This window comes from Pseudomonas arcuscaelestis (assembly GCF_016881005.1).
GTDB classification, from domain to species: Bacteria; Pseudomonadota; Gammaproteobacteria; order Pseudomonadales; family Pseudomonadaceae; genus Aquipseudomonas; species Aquipseudomonas arcuscaelestis.
In genome coordinates this window covers 176,312-194,598 of record NZ_JACOPV010000006.1, presented here as the reverse complement: position 1 = coordinate 194,598, position 18,287 = coordinate 176,312, and the positions used below count along the sequence as shown (strand labels likewise).

Genomic DNA, 18,287 nt, shown 5'->3' with positions numbered 1-18,287 from the left:
TCTAAAAGCGTCGCGTCGATCCCCTCACCCTGCGAACACCAGAACCCTCATCGACAAGAGAACCTGAATGATTGAAGTGGAAATCAACGGGGTGGCCCAGTGGTTACCCGCGGACATCAATCTGGCGCAACTGCTCGTCCGCCTGCAGTTGCAGGAGCGGCGCCTGGCCATCGAGTACAACCTTGATGTGGTCCCACGCAGCGAGTACGCCGAGCTGCGCTTGAAACAAGGCGACCGCGTGGAAATCGTCCACGCCATTGGCGGCGGTTAGTTGCACGTCAACCCGCCATCCCTCCCCCAACTGGAGCCTCTATGACAAGCACTGGCACAGCCTCCGACCCCCTGATCATTGCCGGCCAGCCCTACGCCTCACGCTTACTGGTGGGCACAGGCCATTACGCAGACCTGAGCGAGACTGGCGTAGCCATCGAGACCAGTGCGGCGCAGATCGTTACCTTTGCGGTACGCCGCAGCAACCTTGGCCAGGCGGCCGATCAGCCCAATCTGCTCGACGTGGTTTCGCCGCAGCGCTACACCCTGCTGCCCAATACCGCCGGCTGCTACACGGCCAAGGATGCGGTGCGCACCTGCTTGCTGGCCCGTGAACTGCTCGACGGCCACAACCTGGTCAAACTCGAGGTGCTCGGTGACAGCCAAACCCTGTACCCCGATATCGGTGAAACCCTGATCGCCGCTCAGCAGTTGGTCGACCTGGGCTTCAAGGTGATGGTCTACACCAGCGACGACCCGCTGGTGGCACGGCGTCTCGAGGAAATCGGCTGCGTTGCGGTAATGCCCCTGGGCGCGCCAATCGGTTCCGGCCTGGGTATTCGTAATCCCTACAACATCCGCTTGATTGTGGAAAACGCCAAGGTTCCGGTGATCGTCGATGCCGGCGTCGGCACCGCCTCGGATGCCGCCATCGCCATGGAACTGGGCTGCGACGGGGTGCTGATGAATACCGCGATTGCCCGCGCCCGCGAGCCAATCCGCATGGCCTCGGCGATGCGCAAGGCGGTCGAAGCCGGCCGCGAAGCCTACCTGGCGGGACGGATGCCAAGGCGGCTCAGCGGCGACGCGTCCTCGCCCTTGAGCGGCCTGTTTCTATAAGCCCCCGACGACGCAGCTGGGCGCATAAGAGGCTCAGCTGCGAGAAGCATCCAGGGCCAGTGACAGCGCCAATTGTGCGGCGGCTGCCTGCAATTGCGGAATGTATTCGATCAGCTCGTTAAGACTTTTGCGTGCCGTGGGCGCATGGCAGGCCAATGCTGCCAGGCACTGGCCATCGGCAGCTCTGATTGGCACGGCGACCGCCACCATGCCTCTGACGAACTCCTCACTGTCTATCCCTACACCCCGGGCGCGAATTCGCTCCAGCTCGGATTCCAGCAGATCGTAATCGGTGATGCTGCGATCGGAGCTCGGCGTAAGCTCAAGCTGCTTGAGTATGCCTCTGCGCCGGTCCGCAGACATTTCGGCGAGGAATAACTTGCCACTGGCCGTGCAATGCAACGGCACATGGGTCCCAGGCTCCACATGCAGGCGCAAGGGTTCGTGGGTTTCCACACGGTCGACGTAAATTACACTGTCGCCATCCAATGCCGTCAGGTTGCAGGTTTCACCCAACTGCCGCACCAGTGCCTGCAAAATGCGGCGACTGCGCTGCAGTACCACTGGGTTGCCCAGCAGTGACAACCCCAGGCGGCTGGCGCGCGGGCCGAGCAGGTAGGTCTTCTCGTCCACTTCGCGCAGCAGAAAACCCAGCCGCTCCAACGCTACCAGCATGCGCAGCAGCGTGGCCTTCGGTGCTGTCAGCCGGTCGCACAACTGCGCCAGCGACACCGGTACATCCGCCTTGGCCAGTACTTCCAGCAACAGCAAGGCGCGCAGGCTGCGATCGGGGCTCTCGGCGTTGGCAGGCGCAGGCAGTTCCTCTGCCAATTTCGGTTTGATTTGTTCCATTATCAATTACCCGATGAAATGTCATGGCGAGTTAATTCATTAATTATTAATGAATTAACTCGCCCTTGAGTGGAAAAAACGCCAGTGGACTTATCAACGCGCTAAATCTGGCCCCATATAAGTGGAATGTATTGTTCTAATTTGCAAGTGCAATTCGGGTTCACAACTATAAAAAGAAGAGGATTTCGGATGTCACGTGCCTATGACTTCGTCATTGTCGGTGCCGGCTCAGCCGGCTGTGTGCTAGCCAATAGACTCAGCGAGAATGGACGATACAGCGTTTGCCTGCTCGAGGCGGGGCCTGCGGATCGCTATCCGTGGATCCACATCCCGATAGGCTATGCCAAAACCATGTTCCACCCGGTGTACAACTGGGGTTTCTACACCGATCCAGACCCCGGCATGAATGACCGGCGCATCTACTGGCCGCGCGGCAAGGTGTTCGGCGGCTGCAGCTCAATCAACGGGCTCATTTTCATTCGTGGTCAGCGTGCCGACTACGATGCCTGGGCCAGCGCCGGTAATGTCGGCTGGGGCTGGGACGATGTATTGCCCTACTTCCGACGTGCCGAGAACAACGACCTTGGCCCCGGCCCCACCCGCGGCACCGACGGGCCGTTATCGGCATCCAGCATCAAGGCGCGCCATCCACTCACCGAAGGCTTTATCGGCGCCGCCAAAGAACTCGGCGTACCCCATGTGCAGGATTTCAACAGCGGTGAGCAAGAAGGCGTCGGTTACTACCAACTGACCACCCGCAAGGGACTGCGCTGCAGTACTGCGGTGGCTTATCTGCACCCCGCCAAGCGGCGCGCAAACCTGACCATAGAGTCGCTTGCCCAAGCCGAGAAAATACTCTTCGACGGCACCCGTGCAGTTGGCGTTCAGTACCGTCAGAACGGCCAGTCACTGAGTGTAAAGGCTAGACGCGAAGTTATCCTCAGTGCCGGTGCGCTGCAATCGCCGCAGCTCTTGCAACTCTCCGGTATCGGCCCTGCGCAGTTGTTGAAAACATTCAATATCGCCGCCGTGCATAACCTGCCGGGCGTGGGTGAAAACCTGCAGGACCATCTGCAGATCCGCTTGATCTACGAGTGCACAAGGCCAATCACCACCAACGATGACCTGCGCTCCCCTTTGCGTAAACTGCGCATGGGCCTGCAGTGGTTATTGACCCGCAGCGGGCCGCTGGCCATCGGCATCAACCAGGGTGGCTTGTTCACGCGCGTACTGGAGCAAAGCGCCACCCCCGACATTCAGTATCACTTCGGTACGCTCAGTGCCGACTCTGCCGGCGGCAGCGTGCATCCTTTCTCCGGCTTCACCATGTCGGTTTGCCAATTGCGCCCCGAAAGCCGGGGCTACGTACGCATCACCTCCACCGACCCTATGCAACCACCGTCGATGCAACCCAATTACCTGTCCACCGAACTGGATCGCAAAACGGTAATTGCCGCGGTGCGCTACACCCGCAAGCTGGCCGAGACCGGGCCGCTCAAGCAACTGATTCGCCGTGAGTTCCGCCCCGGCAGCGAAACCCAGAGCGACGAGCAGATTCTCGAGTTCTGCCGTCAGTACGGGGCGACCATCTTTCATCCCTCCGGGACCTGCAAGATGGGTAACGATCCGCTCGCGGTGGTGGATTCACGCTTGCGTGTTCATGGCGTGCAGGGGCTGCGGGTGGTCGACTGCTCGATCATGCCGACCCTGGTCTCGGGCAATACCAATGTGCCGGTGGTAATGATCGCCGAGAAGGCCTCGACAATGATTCTTGAAGATTGTCTACGGCCCAGCGTCCGCACGCCGCATAGCGTGGCGCCGGCGCTGCCGGAACTGAGCACCTACGCATCCTGATGGAACATTCAAGGCAGCGCGCAAACGCGCTCACCTTCCTTATAAATACAACAATAGGAACAATGACATGTCCACGGCCAGCCCTGTGCGCAAGGTGGTTATTGCCAGTGTTATAGGCGCCACCATCGAATGGTACGACTTCTTCCTTTACGGAGTCGTCGCCGGCATTGTGTTCAATCAGTTGTACTTTCCGAGCGATGACCCGCTGGTATCCACCATGCTGGCCTACGGCACCTTTGCTGTCGGCTTTCTCAGCCGCCCGATCGGCGGGGTGATTTTCGGTCACTTCGGCGACAAGATCGGCCGAAAGAGCATGCTGATCATGACCATGATGATCATGGGCGTGGCCACCTTCCTCATTGGCCTGGTGCCCAGTTACAACACCATCGGCATCTGGGCGCCGATCCTGCTACTGGTGCTGCGCGTCGTCCAGGGCATCGGCCTGGGAGGCGAATGGGGTGGCGCGGTGCTGATGGCCTTCGAATACGCGCCAAAACACAAGCGCGGCTTCTACGCCAGCTTGCCGCAGATTGGCCTGGCCATCGGTTTGTGCCTGGCCTCCGGCGTGGTCGGGCTGCTGTCCTATGTACTGAGCGACACTCAGTTTCTCGACTGGGGCTGGCGTATCGCATTTCTGCTCAGCGCCTTGCTGGTGTTCGTCGGCACCTGGATCCGTCTGAACGTAATGGAAAGCCCCGAATTCGCCAAAGTCAAAGCCGCCAATGCCGAGGCCGCCATCCCGTTCGTGGACATGATGAAGCGGTACCCGAAAAACGTCCTGGCCGGTATGGGCGCACGTTACATCGATGGCGTATTTTTCAATGTTTTCGGGGTGTTTTCACTCAGCTACCTGACCCAGACCCTCAACCTGCCCCGCTCCCAGGCATTGATCGGGGTGATGGTGGCGGCGGTAGTGATGTGCTTCACCATCCCGATGTTCGGCGCCTTGTCCGATCGTATTGGCCGCACGCGCGTGTACTTCTGGGGCTCACTGATTACCGCCCTGTCTGCCTTCCCCGCCTTCTGGATGATGATGGTCAGCAATGGCGATATGTTCATGGTGTGGATTGCGATCGTGGTGCCCTTCGGCATTCTCTATGCGGCAATCTACGGCCCTGAAGCGGCTATGTTCTGTGAGCTGTTCGACGCCAAGGTACGCTACACCGGCATCTCGTTCGTCTATCAGTTCTCCGGCATCTTCGCCAGCGGCCTGACCCCGATGATCGCCACCGCATTGATGCGCAGCAGCGATGGGCAGCCATGGACGACCTGCTTGTATGTGCTGTTCGCAGGCGCGGTGAGCGCTTACTGCGCCTGGTGGATCGGCGCGCGCAAAGGTGAACAGATGAAGAGCGAATTCAGTCCTGCGCCAACCCCCACCTCCTGACTACAAGTTGATCCGCTACACTCGGCGCATCGCCCGACCCATCGCGGGAAGGGCTTTACGCTGACTTTTCTGCCGCAGGAGTCACTCATGTCAAAGCTTTATCCCAGCATCGATCCCGAGGGGCTGGTCGAGTACTCGGTGGTATACACCGACCGCTCGCTCAACCATATGTCGCAGACGTTCCAAGGGGTGATGAACAACATTTCCACGACCTTGAAGCAGGTGTACAACGCCCAGGCTGTTGCCGTGGTGCCCGGCAGCGGCACGTTCGGTATGGAAGCGGTGGCGCGCCAGTTTGCAAGCGGCCAGCAATGCCTGGTGATACGCAACGGCTGGTTCAGCTATCGCTGGAGCCAGATTCTGGAGATGGGCAATATTCCGGCCGCCACCACGGTGCTCAAGGCCCGACCTGTCGAACCCGGCCGCCAGGCCGCCTTCGCCCCACCACCACTGGAGGAAGTACTGGCAGCCATCGAGACGCACAAACCGCAGATTGTCTTCGCGCCTCACGTCGAGACATCGTCGGGAATCATTCTGCCCGATGACTACTTGCGCGCCGTCGGTGACGCAGTGCATGCCGTGGGCGGATTGTTCGTGGTGGACTGCATCGCCTCGGGCGCGCTCTGGCTCGATATGCACACGTGCGCGATCGACCTGCTGATCAGTGCGCCGCAAAAAGGCTGGAGTGCATCGCCATGCTGCGCCTTGGTGATGTTCAGCGCCCGGGCCCTCGAACGCATCGAGCATACCCAGAGCAGCAGCTTTGCCTGTGACCTGAAGAAATGGCTGCAGATCATGCAGGCCTACGAACAGGGCGGGCATGCCTACCACGCAACCATGCCCAGCGATGCCCTGGCGCACTTCAACGAAGTGATGAAAGAAACCCAAGCCTACGGCTTCGACAAGGTCCGCGACGAACAGCAGGCACTGGGTGACCGAGTTCGCGCCTTGTTGACCAGCAAGGGCATCAAGAGCGTGGCTGCAGACGGCTTCCAGGCCCCCGGCGTGGTGGTCAGCTACACCGACGATGCCGAGATAAAAACCGGCAAGAAGTTTGCCGCCCACGGTCTGCAGATTGCGGCCGGCGTGCCGCTGCAATGCGATGAACCGGCCGACTTCCAGACCTTTCGCATTGGTCTGTTCGGGCTCGAAAAGCTGCACAACATCGAACGCACGGTCAGCACCCTTGAACAGGCGCTGAACGAGATCATCGACAACTGACACTTCCCACGTCCTGAAGCTCGCAGAAGCCAAAACTTCTGCCGAGCCCAGGCTTCGCCCCCCCTTCAAACACGCGTCGGCTATTGGCTTTCAGGCACTGGCCTGATCACTCGACGGCTGCATCAGATTGGCCATCCTGCGACCAAACAGCTGGGCCAATGCTTCAGGGTCTCCAGCAGCTTCGTCCAATGCCTCGACCACCGCCTGCAGGGTTGGCCGGGTCCGGGCCAGCAGTTCGTCGATGTAATACTCCGGGGTGACCTGGGTGTGCGCCTGATAACGGCGAAACAGTTCAAGAAGCTGCGGATCCAGGGTGATCGTCAGGGTATCGGCGGACATCAGGTAGACCTCTCGAGGTTGTTCGGCGGCAACTGCCATGCGCTTGACTAACGGGACCATCCTTAGCCGACGTGCTCCCGGACCATAGGGCCAGTTATCACCTGAACATGGCGCCAGACAAGACTGGCCGCATTCAGTTGCGCTAACTGGCCCCTCCCCCGCCCCGGCGCCCCTCCTAGAATCAAGACTTCCTTTCCGGCCCTCAAAGGCGATATTCATGACCGACCTGAACTTCGAACCTGCCAGCCGCCTGGTCCCTGTCCGGGAGTTGTTCGGTATCGATTCCAACATGCGTGTGCCGACGTTCCTCACGCCCAACGAACATGTGCCGGAGATCGACACGGCCTATCGTTTCAACCCGGAAGTCACCCTGGCGATTCTCGCGGGTTTCACCCGTAATCGCCGGGTAATGCTGCAAGGCCTCCACGGCAGCGGCAAGTCGACCCATATCGAACAAGTCGCGGCGAGGCTTAACTGGCCGTGCACGCGCGTCAACCTGGACGGACACATCAGCCGCCTGGACCTAATCGGCAAAGACGGCATCGTCCTTCGCGACGGCAAGCAAGTCACCGAGTTCCAGGAAGGCATCCTGCCCTGGGCACTGCGCCGGCCCATGGCGCTGATCTTCGACGAATACGACGCCGGCCGCCCGGATGTCATGTTTGTTATTCAGCGCATTCTCGAGCGCGACGGAAAGCTCAATCTGCTCGACCAGAATCTGGTGATCCATCCGCACCCCTCGTTCCGCTTGTTCGCCACCGCCAACACCGTTGGCCTGGGCAACTTGAATGGGCTTTACAACGGCACCCAGGTGCTCAATCAGGCGCAGCTGGATCGCTGGAACATCGTCGCCACCCTGAACTACCTGCCGCAGGCCGAAGAAGTTGCCATTGTCGCCTCGCGGGTGCCGCATTTGCTCGCCCGCCATGGCGAAGGTTTGCTGACGCAAATGGTGGCAGTGGCCGACCTGACCCGCCAAGGCTTCGCCAGCGGTGACCTGTCGACCTTGATGTCGCCGCGCTGCGTTATTTCCTGGGCCGAGAACATGGAGATTTTCAGCGACCCGGCGCTGGCCTTCCGCCTGTCGTTCCTCAACAAATGCGATGAAGCAGAGCGGCCCATCGTCGCCGAATACTACCAACGCTGCTTCGACCAGGAGCTGGCCGAATCGGCGCTGCCCTTGCTGGCACTGGCCTGAACACAGGAAGACCACCATGACCCCACCGCTACGCCGCGAGAAACGTCAGCAACAACTCGAGGAACTCTGCGCAGCGACGCTGCGGGCGCTTTCCGGCGAGCGGCGCGTGCGCTATCGCGGCGGCCGCCTGGAAGTACAGGAACGCTACTTTCCGGTCCACGCCCCGCACCTGCACCCCAACCCGGAACACGACGAAAGCCTTGCCTGGCGCGGCGTGGCAGATAGCCTGGCGCTGCGCCTGAAACACAGTGACCAGGCGCTGGTGCGCCAGGTTCTTCCACAGCAGCCCATCGCCCGCCTGGTGTTCGAGTTACTTGAGCAACTGCGCGTCGAGTCGTTGGTAGCCGACTGTCATCCCGGTGCACGGCGAAACATGCTGCGGCGCTTCGAGCAGTGGAGCCAGCAGTTTCTCGACGCCGGGCACACCGAAGGGCACATTGGCTTGTTGCTGTTCACCCTGGCGCAAATGAGCTGGATTTTGCTGTGTGGCGGCCGCGCCGGTGAACAAACGGAGATGCTCATTGAAGCGCCTCGCCTGAGCCTGCTCGGCCACTTCGGCGCCGCCTTCGGTCTGATGCGCCGCTGTCGTCATGATCAACCGGCGTTCACTGAGCATGCCCTGCTGATTGCCGCCAAGGCACAGGCGCTGATCGAGGACCTGGACGCCGAACGGCTCGGCGACGACGAGAGCACCGTTTCGCAAGTCGTCGAAAAGGTGCATCTGGCCTTCGCGCTGTTATTGGATGTGGATCAGGATGGCGAGGGAGAATCCAGCAGCAGCGGCGATACCCACGGCAATCCACGCGGTAGCAACGACACTTTTTCCTATCAGGTATTCAGCCGCGAGCATGATTGCGAGCGTGAGGCCACCCGCCTGGTGCGCTCCGATCTGTTGCGCGAGCTGCGCCAGCGCCTGGACCGTCGCCTGGCGACGCAGGGCCTCAATCTGCCACGCTTGGCCAAGCGTCTTGGCGCCCTGCTGGCTGCGCCTCGTCGCGATGGCTGGGCGTTTGCCCAGACCGAAGGGCAGATCGATGCCGGTCGACTCAGTCGTCTGATCATCAGCCCTGAACAACGCGAGATTTTTCGCCATGAGCTGGAGCGCCCGCACAGTGATTGCCTGGTCACCCTGTTGATCAACAACTCCGGCTCCATGCGCAACCATATCGAAAGCATCGCCTTGCTGGCTGACGCCTTTTCTCGCGCATTGGAATTGGCGGGGGCTCGCAGTGAAATCCTGGGTTTCACCACTGGCCAATGGAACGGCGGACGTCCGTTGAAGCGCTGGCGCGCCCTGGGTCAGCCAGCCAATCCGGGCAGGCTCAACGAGCTGAGTCATGTGGTCTACAAGAATGCCGAAACGTCATGGCGTCGAGCCCGGCCGAGCATTGCCGCGCTGCTCAAGTCTGATCTTTTTCGCGAGGGCATCGATGGCGAAGCGCTTCTCTGGGCACGTCAGCGGCTGCTGCAGCGCGACGCCCGGCGGCGCATCCTGATCGTTATCTGCGATGGCTGCCCGATGGACAGCGCCACCCACCAAACCAATCAGCAAGACATCCTCGACCTGCACCTCAAGCAAGTGACGCGACAGATCGAACAAGAGGGGACTGTTGAGTTGTACGCCCTTGGCGTGGGTCTGGACCTGAGCGCTTATTATCACCGCAGCCTTGAGCTGGATTTATCGCGTAGCCTGGACAACGCGGTATTCGATGAAGTCCTGCGCTTGCTCAGCGGTCGCCCGTAACGCCCCATCACGAAACAGAACAGCACTGCTCTTGTGCGTTCGGCCAAAGCGTTCAATCACTGAACGGTTTGGCCGAACACACTTGAGCGGGGTGTGACGCTTAGCTACTCACCGGTACAACTGCCGGCAGGCCTTTGAGCCGCCGCCAGATGCTGCGACTGAGGAACGCCAACAACAGAATCGCCAGACTGACCACGCCCAGTGCCAGCGGCATGCGTTGCTCGGGTATGAACGCCATGCCGGTGACAATACCGAGCATGCCGATGATGGCAACATAGGTCAGATAGGGATAACACCACATCCGCACTTTGAGTTTCTCCGGTGCCTCACGCTCAAGCTTGGCCCGCAAGCGCAGCTGAGAGAGGGCGATCAGCACGTAGACGAAGATCGCTACAGTGCCGTAGGAGTTGACCAAAAAGGCGAAGATGGTGTCCGGCGATACGTACGACATGACCACCGACAAATAACCGAACAGCGTTCCGAAAAAGATCGCCCGGCGCGGCACGCCCTTCGAAGACAGCTTGGCCAGGCCCCGCGGTGCATCACCGCGTTTGGTCAACGCGAACAGCATGCGCGAAGACGCGTAGATGCCCGAATTGAGGCAAGACAACACTGCCGTCAGCACGATCGCATTCATCACGTGCGCGGTCCAACCGAAGCCCATGGCGGCAAGCGCACTGGAGTACGGCGTGAGCATCGCAGGTGAGTTCCAGGGCACCAGCGTGACCACCAGCAAGATCGACCCGACGTAGAAGAACAGCACGCGGGTAATCACCGAATTGGTTGCCCGCGCGACCGAGCGAACCGGGTCGGAGGACTCTGCAGCAGCCACGGTGACGATCTCGGCCCCGAAATAGAACCCGGTCGCGGCCACTGCACCGGTCAACACCGGCCCGATGCCGTTGGGCATGAAGCCGCCATTGCTCAACATCGAACTCAAGCCGTGATGGGTTTCGGTCGGCCACATGCCAAGCAGATACAACCCACCGAGCAAGAGAAAGACCAGGATTGCTGCGACCTTGATCGAAGAAAACCAGAACTCGAATTCACCGAAGGACGCAACCGAGCACAAGTTAGTGAATGTCAGAATTATCATCAGCACTAAGCTGATGGCCCAGGCCGGAACATCCGGCATCCAAAACTGAATGAGTGAAGCACCGGCCACCGCTTCGACAGCGACGACAATCACCCAGAAATACCAATACATCCAACCGGTGAGAAAACCGGCCAATTGGCTTGTCTGTGGACTGTCGGCCCAGGCCATGCGTGCATATTCGTAAAAGGACCCAACCGCCGGTAAAGCACAGGCCATTTCGCCGAGCATGCGCATGATCAGGATGACCAGTACGCCGGTGACCATGAATGAAATCAGCGCTGCAGGCCCTGCCGACTGGATGACCACACCGCTGCCGACAAACAGACCGGCACCAATGACACCACCCAGCGCGATCATGGCCATGTGACGTTGCTTGAGCCCGGATTGCAGGCCACCGTTGGAACTTTCTGATTGGGTTTGTTGAGGTACGGACATGCTGCTCACCCCATTCGTTATTATTTTTGGTTGAAAGGCATTTTTTGAAGCAGTCGGTCCTCGACCCCCTCGAATCGCGGGCGTCGAATTTGGCTGCTCACGCAGTGTCTTCCGGGTGTGCATAACTTTTTAGGGCCAATTACCAAGCGCGGCTGGAGCCACGCCGAGAGGTTTGGACCCAGGCGAAAAATGCGTTGAAATCCTGGTAACTCGCTAAGTAGGAATGTTCTGACGTCAAATTGAGAAGGTTCATGGATCGAAAATGCGAGTTTACCTGCAACGCAGGCAGCCCCTTCCTGCACACATAGGCGTATTGGCGACAGCAGAGTAAACTCCGCTCCACGTTTGTCGGAGCAATTTCTTTTTTACATCAGGAAACAACGTGCCTAAATCCAACGAGGAAAATGCATCTCTCGAGTCGTTCTCGCTCGAAAGCCCCTCGCCGCTGTACGCGCGGGTCAAGCAAATCATCATGCAGAAGATTCGCGCCGGCGTATGGCTGCCCAACTCCAAGCTGCCTTCGGAAAGCGAACTGCTGAATGTGCTGGGCGTGAGTCGCATGACCATCAATCGGGCACTGCGCGAGTTGACCATTGAGGGCGCATTGGTACGTACGCAGGGTGTCGGCACTTTCGTCGCGGAGCCCAAGGGCCGTGCGGCACTGTTTGAGATTCACAATATTGCCGATGAAATTGCTGCCCGTGGCCATCAGCATCGCAGCGAAGTGATCGTGCTCGAAGAAATGCCCGAGCGCGCTCGTGCTTCGATGCCCTTCCCGCTTGAAGGGATCACGCGCTTGTTCCACTCGGTGCTGGTGCATTTCGAAAACGAAGTGCCCGTACAAATAGAAGAACGCTTCGTGAACGCCGAGGTAGCGCCGGCTTATCTCGAGCAAGACTTTACCAAGGTCACCCCTTACGCCTACCTGATCCAATTGGCACCGCTGACTGAAGGCGAACATGTGGTCGAATCCATCCACGCCAAGTCTGCCGAATGCAAGTTGCTGCAAATCAAGCGCTACGAGCCGTGCCTGCTGATTCGTCGACGCACCTGGGCGGCGAAGGGCCAGGTTGGCTGTGCACGCCTGGTTTATCCAGGTTCGCGCTATCGCCTGGAAGGTAAGGTCGGCAACTGAAGCAACGTTCGAGCGACCCCCGCCTGTCGCTCGATGACCCGTCTCTGGTTATTAGCATTCGCGCTGTTACTGGCCCAGCCTGGGATGGCAGAAAAGTGACATTACGCTTTTTCTGCGCACAGAAATGTTACGAAATCTCCCCCACCTCTCTACGCTCACGCTGAAGTTGCAACAACTTTTTCAGTATCGCTTCGCGCACCATGAAAATTTTAAAAAATCTATCTACTTGTTTTATAACTGATTTTCATATTTTTATGCTTTTTTGCTCCTGACCAAATCCGGTTTTGGCCCCTTGCTTGCACCTACTTGTACATACAGGTTGGTATAAGCTCATACATACATCATGAGATTTACCACCATTCACCTACCGCTGAATGAGGCAATGACCATGACCACCCGTACTCGCAAGCGCGACGTCGAAATCCGCGCAGCACGCGGCAACACGCTCACCGCCAAAAGCTGGCTGACCGAAGCGCCCCTGCGCATGCTGATGAACAACCTTGACCCGGAAGTGGCCGAGAACCCGAAAGAGCTGGTGGTCTACGGTGGTATTGGCCGTGCCGCACGTAACTGGGAGTGCTACGACAAAATCGTCGAGAGCCTGACCCACCTCAACGATGACGAAACCCTGCTGGTGCAGTCGGGCAAGCCGGTTGGCGTGTTCAAGACCCACAGCAACGCCCCACGCGTGCTGATCGCCAACTCCAACCTGGTGCCACATTGGGCCAACTGGGAACACTTCAACGAACTGGATGCCAAGGGCCTGGCCATGTACGGCCAGATGACAGCCGGCAGCTGGATCTACATCGGTAGCCAGGGCATCGTCCAGGGCACCTACGAAACTTTCGTCGAAGCCGGCCGCCAGCACTACAACGGCAGCCTCCAGGGCAAGTGGGTACTGACCGCGGGCCTCGGCGGCATGGGCGGCGCCCAGCCACTGGCCGCGACCCTCGCCGGCGCCTGCTCGCTGAACATCGAATGCCAGCAGAGCCGTATCGATTTCCGCCTCAGCAGCCGTTATGTCGACGAGCAAGCCAAGGACCTCGACGATGCCCTGGCGCGCATCGCCCAGTACACCGCCGAAGGCAAGGCCATCTCCATTGCCCTGCTGGGCAACGCGGCAGAAATCCTGCCTGAATTGGTCAAGCGTGGCGTGCGCCCGGACATGGTCACCGACCAGACCAGCGCCCACGACCCGCTCAACGGCTACCTGCCAGCCGGCTGGACCTGGGAGCAGTACCGCGACCGCGCCCAGACCGAGCCTGCTGCCGTGGTCAAGGCGGCCAAACAGTCGATGGCCGTTCATGTCCAAGCCATGCTCGCGTTCCAGAAGCAAGGCGTGCCGACCTTCGACTACGGCAACAACATTCGCCAGATGGCCAAGGAAGAAGGCGTCAGCAATGCCTTCGACTTCCCAGGCTTCGTACCGGCCTACATCCGTCCACTGTTCTGCCGGGGTATCGGTCCGTTCCGCTGGGCCGCGCTGTCGGGCAACGCCGACGACATCTACAAGACCGACGCCAAGGTCAAGGAACTGATCCCCGACGATGCCCACCTGCACAACTGGCTGGACATGGCCCGCGAGCGCATCAGCTTCCAGGGTCTGCCCGCGCGTATCTGCTGGGTCGGCCTGGGCCTGCGCGCCAAGCTCGGCCTGGCGTTCAACGAAATGGTGCGCAGCGGCGAGCTGTCGGCGCCGATCGTCATCGGTCGCGACCACCTGGATTCGGGTTCGGTGGCCAGCCCTAACCGCGAAACCGAAGCCATGCAGGACGGCTCCGATGCGGTCTCCGACTGGCCGCTGCTCAACGCCCTGCTCAACACCGCCAGCGGCGCCACCTGGGTTTCGCTGCACCACGGCGGTGGCGTGGGCATGGGCTTCTCCCAGCACTCGGGCATGGTCATTGTCTGCGACGGTACCGACGAAGCGGCCGAGCGTATCGCTCGCGTCCTGCACAACGACCCGGCTACCGGTGTCATGCGTCACGCCGATGCCGGTTACCAGATCGCCATCGACTGCGCCAAGGAACAAGGCTTGAACCTGCCGATGATCAGCAAGGCCTGACCCCACTTTCGAGGAGCTTGCACCATGACCAGCAGCCCATTTACCCAACAGCTCCAAGGCGTTCGCGTGCTCGATCTGAGCCGCGTTCTGGCCGGCCCGCATTGCACCGCAATGCTTGCGGACCTTGGCGCCGAAGTGATCAAGTTCGAAGTGCCCGGGCACGGTGATGACAGCCGTCATCTGGGCCCGTTCAAAGACGGAGAGAGTGTCTACTTCGGCCTGATCAACCGAGGTAAACGCAGTGTCGAGATCGACTTCAAGGTCAGTGCCGAGCGTGCCCGCCTGTATGAGCTGGTGCGTGACGCCGACGTCGTCGTCGAGAACTTCCGTCCCGGCGTAACCCAACGCCTGGGCATCGATTTCGACACCCTCAAGCAATACAACCCGAAGCTGATTTACGCGAGCATCTCCGGCTTCGGTCAGCACGGCCCGCTGTCGAGCAACCCGGCCTACGACATTGTCGCCCAGGCAATGTCCGGACTGATGAGCGTCACCGGTTTTGCCGCAACAGGCCCGACCCGCAGCGGCGAGTCCATCGGTGACTTGTGCGCCGGCGTGTATGCCGCCTGGGCAATCAGCTCCGCCCTTTTTGCTCGCGAGCGTCATGCACCCGGGGCCCAATACATCGACGTCGCCATGTTCGACGTGCTGTTCAGCCTGCAGATGACCGGCCTGTCCGGGTTGTTCGCCAATGGCGTAACACCAGGGCTGGTGGGCAACCGCCATCCGGTCTCGACGCCCTTTGATACCTACAGCGCTGCCGACGGCCTGGTAGTGATCGCGGTCGCAAGCAACAAGCTGTTCCAACGCCTCTGCCAGTGCATGAACACCCCTGAACTCGCCAGCGATGAGCGCTTCGCCACAGACCCACAACGCACCTTGAACGAGCCAGCGCTGCGCCGTGCAATCGAAGCCTGGACCCGCCAACTGAGCGTCGAGCAGGTGTGCGACATTCTCCTCGATGCCGGTGTGCCGTCGTCTCCGGTGTGGACCCTGGCTCAAGCTGCCGAAAGCGAGCAGGCGCAGGTTCGCCAACTGCTGATTCGGCCTGAAGGTTCAGCGCTGCCGCTGGTACCACAACCGGTTTTCTTCAACGGCCACAAACCTCACGCCACCACCCTCGCCCCGCGCCTGGGTGCCGACAACCTGGCGTTCGGACTACAGAAACAGGAGCTCTCCCATGAACTTTGAACTGGACCAGGTCGAACAGGCGGTGGTCGAATCGGCTGAGAAGCTGGCGCGCGAAGTTATTCAACCACGCGCCCAACACTATGACGAAACCGAGACCTTCTGCGCCGAAAGCCTGCAGGCACTGGGCGAGCTCGGCGGCATGGGCATCAATTTGCCCGAGCAATATGGCGGCCTGGGAATTGGTAGCCTGGCCATGAGCCGTGTGGTCGAAGCGGTGGCCGGCGCGTGCGCCTCGACTGCATCAGCCTTGACCGCGCACTTTCTGGCCACCGACTCGATCCTGATCGGCGCCAGCGAGGCGCAGAAGCAGGAGTGGCTGCCACGCGCCGCCAGCGGCGAATTGCTCGGCGCATTTGCACTGACCGAGCCGGCTGCCGGTTCCAACCCCGCCGACATGCGTTGCCGTGCGCACCGCGAAGACGGCGGCTGGCGCATACGCGGCAGCAAGCACTACATCACCAACGCCCGTGAAGCTGGCTTTATCGTGCTGTACGCCAAGACCGACGCAGACGCCGGACACAAGGGCATCAGCGCCTTCATGATCCCCCAGGGCACTGCGGGCATCAGCTTTTCCAGCCCGGAAAAGACCATGGGCCTGCGCGGCAGCACGATCTACGAACTGGCACTGGATTGCTGGCTGCCCGAGTCGGCCCTGCTGGGCGAGGAAGGCGCTGGCTTCAGCACCGCGATGGCCGTGCTCGACCGCGGCCGAGTGGAAGTCGCAGCCATGTCGCTGGGCATCGCCAACGCGGCCCTGCAGGCGAGCTTGAACTGGGTGCGCGAACGCCAGATCGGGTCAAAACCACTGGCTGCCTACCAAGGCACCCAATGGCGTCTGGCGGATATGTACGCACAGCTGGAAGGCGCGCGCATGCTCACCTGGAAAGCCGCTGCCCGCCGTGACAGCGGTGAACGTTTCAGCCTGGATTCGGCTACCGCCAAACTGGTCGCCGCCGAATGTGCAGGCTTCGTCACCGACGCTGCGCTACAGCTGCACGGCGGCTACGGCTACATCCGTGACCTGCCGCTTGAGCGCTATGTTCGCGACGCCCGAATCCTGCGGATTTTCGAAGGGACCTCGGAAGTACAGAAAATCATCATTTCACGCAGTTTGCTCGACGCCCACCGCTAACCAAGCAAATAACCGGGGCCTGTCCTATAGGCCCCTTCCTTAATGTTGAAACTCCAGAAGGTTGTCGTATCGAACGACACCTGAGAGGAATCGCCATGTCCGCCTCCAAAGAAAGTGCGCAGCGCAAGACGTATATAGAACGGCGTTCCATCGATTACATCCCCGACGCCGAGCGCCACGGTCGGCTGCTCAGCCAGTTCACGCTCTGGTTCGGGGCCAACCTGCAAGTCACCGCTATCGTCACCGGGGCCCTGGCCGTGGTGCTCGGTGGTGATGTGTTCTGGTCATTGATCGGCTTGCTCATCGGGCAATTGCTCGGTGGCGCGATTATGGCCCTGCATGCGGCTCAAGGCCCGCAGCTGGGCCTGCCGCAAATGATCTCCAGCCGCGTACAGTTCGGGGTCTACGGGGCAGTGATCCCAATAGTACTGGTGTGCATGATGTACGTCGGTTTCTCCGCCAGTGGCTCGGTGCTGGCAGGTCAGGCCATCGGCCAGTTGGTCAACGTCAGTGACGCCACAGGTATCCTGATTTTTGCCGCACTGATCGTGGTGCTGACGGTGCTGGGTTATCGCACCATCCACTGGATCGGGCGGCTGTCGAGCGTGATCGGGGTGGTGGCGTTTTTCTACCTCTTTTACCGCCTGTTGTCTGCCCATGACATCAGCGAACTGCTCGCCAACCGGCACTTCTCCCTGAGCAGCTTTCTCCTGGCGATCTCGTTGTCTGCATCCTGGCAGATCGCTTTCGGCCCTTATGTGGCTGACTACTCCCGCTACCTGCCGAGAAACACTTCGACTTTGAAGACGTTCCTCGCCGTCGGCCTGGGTTCGGTGATCGGCACACAAATCTCGATGGTCTTCGGTGTATTCGTCGCCGCGCTTGCCGGCGATCAGTTTGCCGGCCATGAAGTCGCCTACATCGTCGGCATGGGCGCCAGCGGTGTCGTTGCTTCGCTGCTGTTCTTCAGCATCGTATTCGGCAAGGTGACCATCACCACGCTCAATGCCTATGGCAGCTTCATGTCATTGGCCACTATCGTCAGCGGCTTTCGCGGCAACCAGGAAATATCCCGCAGCCTGCGCACCGTCTACATTCTGTTCATGGTTGGACTGGCGACTGCATTGGCGCTGTTGGGACGGCATTCATTCCTGCACGACTTCTCTGCGTTCATCCTGTTTTTGCTGGCCTTCTTCACGCCGTGGAGTGCGATCAACCTGGTCGACTTCTATCTGGTGACCAAAGAGCGCTATGACATTCCGGCGCTATCTGATCCAGATGGACGATACGGACGATGGAACATCGCAGGTATCGTTATCTATGCCTTGGGGGTTTTGATTCAGCTGCCGTTCATCGCTACCAGCTTTTACACCGGCCCATTGGTCGAGGTATTGGGGGGTACCGATATTTCGTGGCTGATTGGTCTCACAGTGCCTGCCCTGGTGTACTACCTGGTGGCGCGAAGTGCTGTGCAGCGCATTCCCGAGCGACTGATTCTGCCACAGGAACACAGTCCGGGCTGAATCAG

At 60.1% G+C, this 18,287-nt stretch carries 15 protein-coding genes; 12 read left to right on the top strand and 3 right to left on the bottom strand.

Translation table 11 applies throughout. The features are described 5' to 3' along the window. The first annotated feature begins 70 nt into the window (after window positions 1–70). Both thiS and H8F21_RS11355 read left to right on the top strand, forming a co-directional pair. Window positions 71–271 carry a sulfur carrier protein ThiS gene (gene thiS / locus H8F21_RS11360; protein ID WP_203482743.1) on the top strand — a complete coding sequence of 67 codons (201 nt, stop codon included), beginning with the start codon at window positions 71–73 and terminating at the stop codon, window positions 269–271. 41 nt (window positions 272–312) lie between these two features. After that, complete coding sequence (locus H8F21_RS11355) at window positions 313–1,110, top strand: thiazole synthase (RefSeq protein ID WP_203482732.1); 798 nt, start codon at window positions 313–315, stop codon at window positions 1,108–1,110. A gap of 33 nt (window positions 1,111–1,143) precedes the next feature. Here H8F21_RS11355 and H8F21_RS11350 read toward each other — a convergent pair whose 3' ends face one another. Continuing rightward, entirely contained in the window at window positions 1,144–1,962 is an 819-nt protein-coding gene (locus tag H8F21_RS11350; protein ID WP_203584352.1) for an IclR family transcriptional regulator, read from the bottom strand. Window positions 1,963–2,151: 189 nt separating this feature from the next. On the opposite strand from H8F21_RS11350, the gene H8F21_RS11345 reads away from it, so the two are divergent. The 3 genes from H8F21_RS11345 to H8F21_RS11335 all read left to right on the top strand — a co-directional run bounded on the left by H8F21_RS11345 (window position 2,152) and on the right by H8F21_RS11335 (window position 6,424). Next, the gene (locus tag H8F21_RS11345) at window positions 2,152–3,816 is read left to right on the top strand and encodes a GMC family oxidoreductase (RefSeq protein ID WP_203584351.1); all 1,665 of its coding nucleotides are present in this window, start codon (window positions 2,152–2,154) and stop codon (window positions 3,814–3,816) included. Between the two features lie 67 nt (window positions 3,817–3,883). Continuing rightward, a complete protein-coding gene (locus tag H8F21_RS11340; protein WP_203482735.1) occupies window positions 3,884–5,203 on the top strand; it encodes an MFS transporter in 1,320 nt (439 codons plus the stop codon). A gap of 87 nt (window positions 5,204–5,290) precedes the next feature. Next, a complete protein-coding gene (locus H8F21_RS11335; RefSeq protein ID WP_203584350.1) occupies window positions 5,291–6,424 on the top strand; it encodes an aminotransferase class V-fold PLP-dependent enzyme in 1,134 nt (377 codons plus the stop codon). A 90-nt stretch (window positions 6,425–6,514) separates the two neighbouring features. Here H8F21_RS11335 and H8F21_RS11330 read toward each other — a convergent pair whose 3' ends face one another. Further along, on the bottom strand, window positions 6,515–6,823 hold the full coding sequence (locus tag H8F21_RS11330) for a hypothetical protein (protein WP_236042976.1): 309 nt from the start codon (window positions 6,821–6,823) through the stop codon (window positions 6,515–6,517). A 157-nt stretch (window positions 6,824–6,980) separates the two neighbouring features. Between H8F21_RS11330 and H8F21_RS11325 the strand changes: the two genes are divergently transcribed. Both H8F21_RS11325 and H8F21_RS11320 read left to right on the top strand, forming a co-directional pair. Then, window positions 6,981–7,961, top strand: coding sequence for an AAA family ATPase (locus H8F21_RS11325; protein WP_203482737.1), 981 nt, complete (start codon window positions 6,981–6,983; stop codon window positions 7,959–7,961). A 16-nt stretch (window positions 7,962–7,977) separates the two neighbouring features. Then, window positions 7,978–9,705, top strand: coding sequence for a cobaltochelatase CobT-related protein (locus tag H8F21_RS11320; RefSeq protein WP_203584349.1), 1,728 nt, complete (start codon window positions 7,978–7,980; stop codon window positions 9,703–9,705). 100 nt (window positions 9,706–9,805) lie between these two features. Here the strand turns inward: H8F21_RS11320 and H8F21_RS11315 are convergent, their stop codons facing one another. Further along, the gene (locus tag H8F21_RS11315) at window positions 9,806–11,236 is read right to left on the bottom strand and encodes an amino acid permease (protein WP_203482739.1); all 1,431 of its coding nucleotides are present in this window, start codon (window positions 11,234–11,236) and stop codon (window positions 9,806–9,808) included. A gap of 382 nt (window positions 11,237–11,618) precedes the next feature. Here H8F21_RS11315 and hutC point away from each other — a divergent pair, with 382 nt between their 5' ends. The 5 genes from hutC (at window position 11,619) to H8F21_RS11290 (ending at window position 18,282) form a co-directional block, all read left to right on the top strand. Beyond that, window positions 11,619–12,371 carry a histidine utilization repressor gene (gene hutC, locus H8F21_RS11310; RefSeq protein ID WP_203584348.1) on the top strand — a complete coding sequence of 251 codons (753 nt, stop codon included), beginning with the start codon at window positions 11,619–11,621 and terminating at the stop codon, window positions 12,369–12,371. Between the two features lie 388 nt (window positions 12,372–12,759). Then, a complete protein-coding gene (gene hutU / locus H8F21_RS11305; RefSeq protein WP_203584347.1) occupies window positions 12,760–14,436 on the top strand; it encodes a urocanate hydratase in 1,677 nt (558 codons plus the stop codon). Window positions 14,437–14,460: 24 nt separating this feature from the next. After that, window positions 14,461–15,627 (top strand): CaiB/BaiF CoA transferase family protein, encoded by a 1,167-nt coding sequence (locus tag H8F21_RS11300; RefSeq protein WP_203584346.1) that lies wholly within the window; start codon window positions 14,461–14,463, stop codon window positions 15,625–15,627. Then, window positions 15,617–16,759 (top strand): acyl-CoA dehydrogenase family protein, encoded by a 1,143-nt coding sequence (locus tag H8F21_RS11295; RefSeq protein ID WP_203584345.1) that lies wholly within the window; start codon window positions 15,617–15,619, stop codon window positions 16,757–16,759. The genes H8F21_RS11300 and H8F21_RS11295 overlap by 11 nt, the downstream gene beginning before the upstream one ends. A gap of 95 nt (window positions 16,760–16,854) precedes the next feature. Then, window positions 16,855–18,282: a purine-cytosine permease family protein gene (locus H8F21_RS11290; RefSeq protein ID WP_203584344.1), complete on the top strand. Its 1,428-nt coding sequence runs from the start codon at window positions 16,855–16,857 to the stop codon at window positions 18,280–18,282. Window positions 18,283–18,287: the final 5 nt, after the last annotated feature.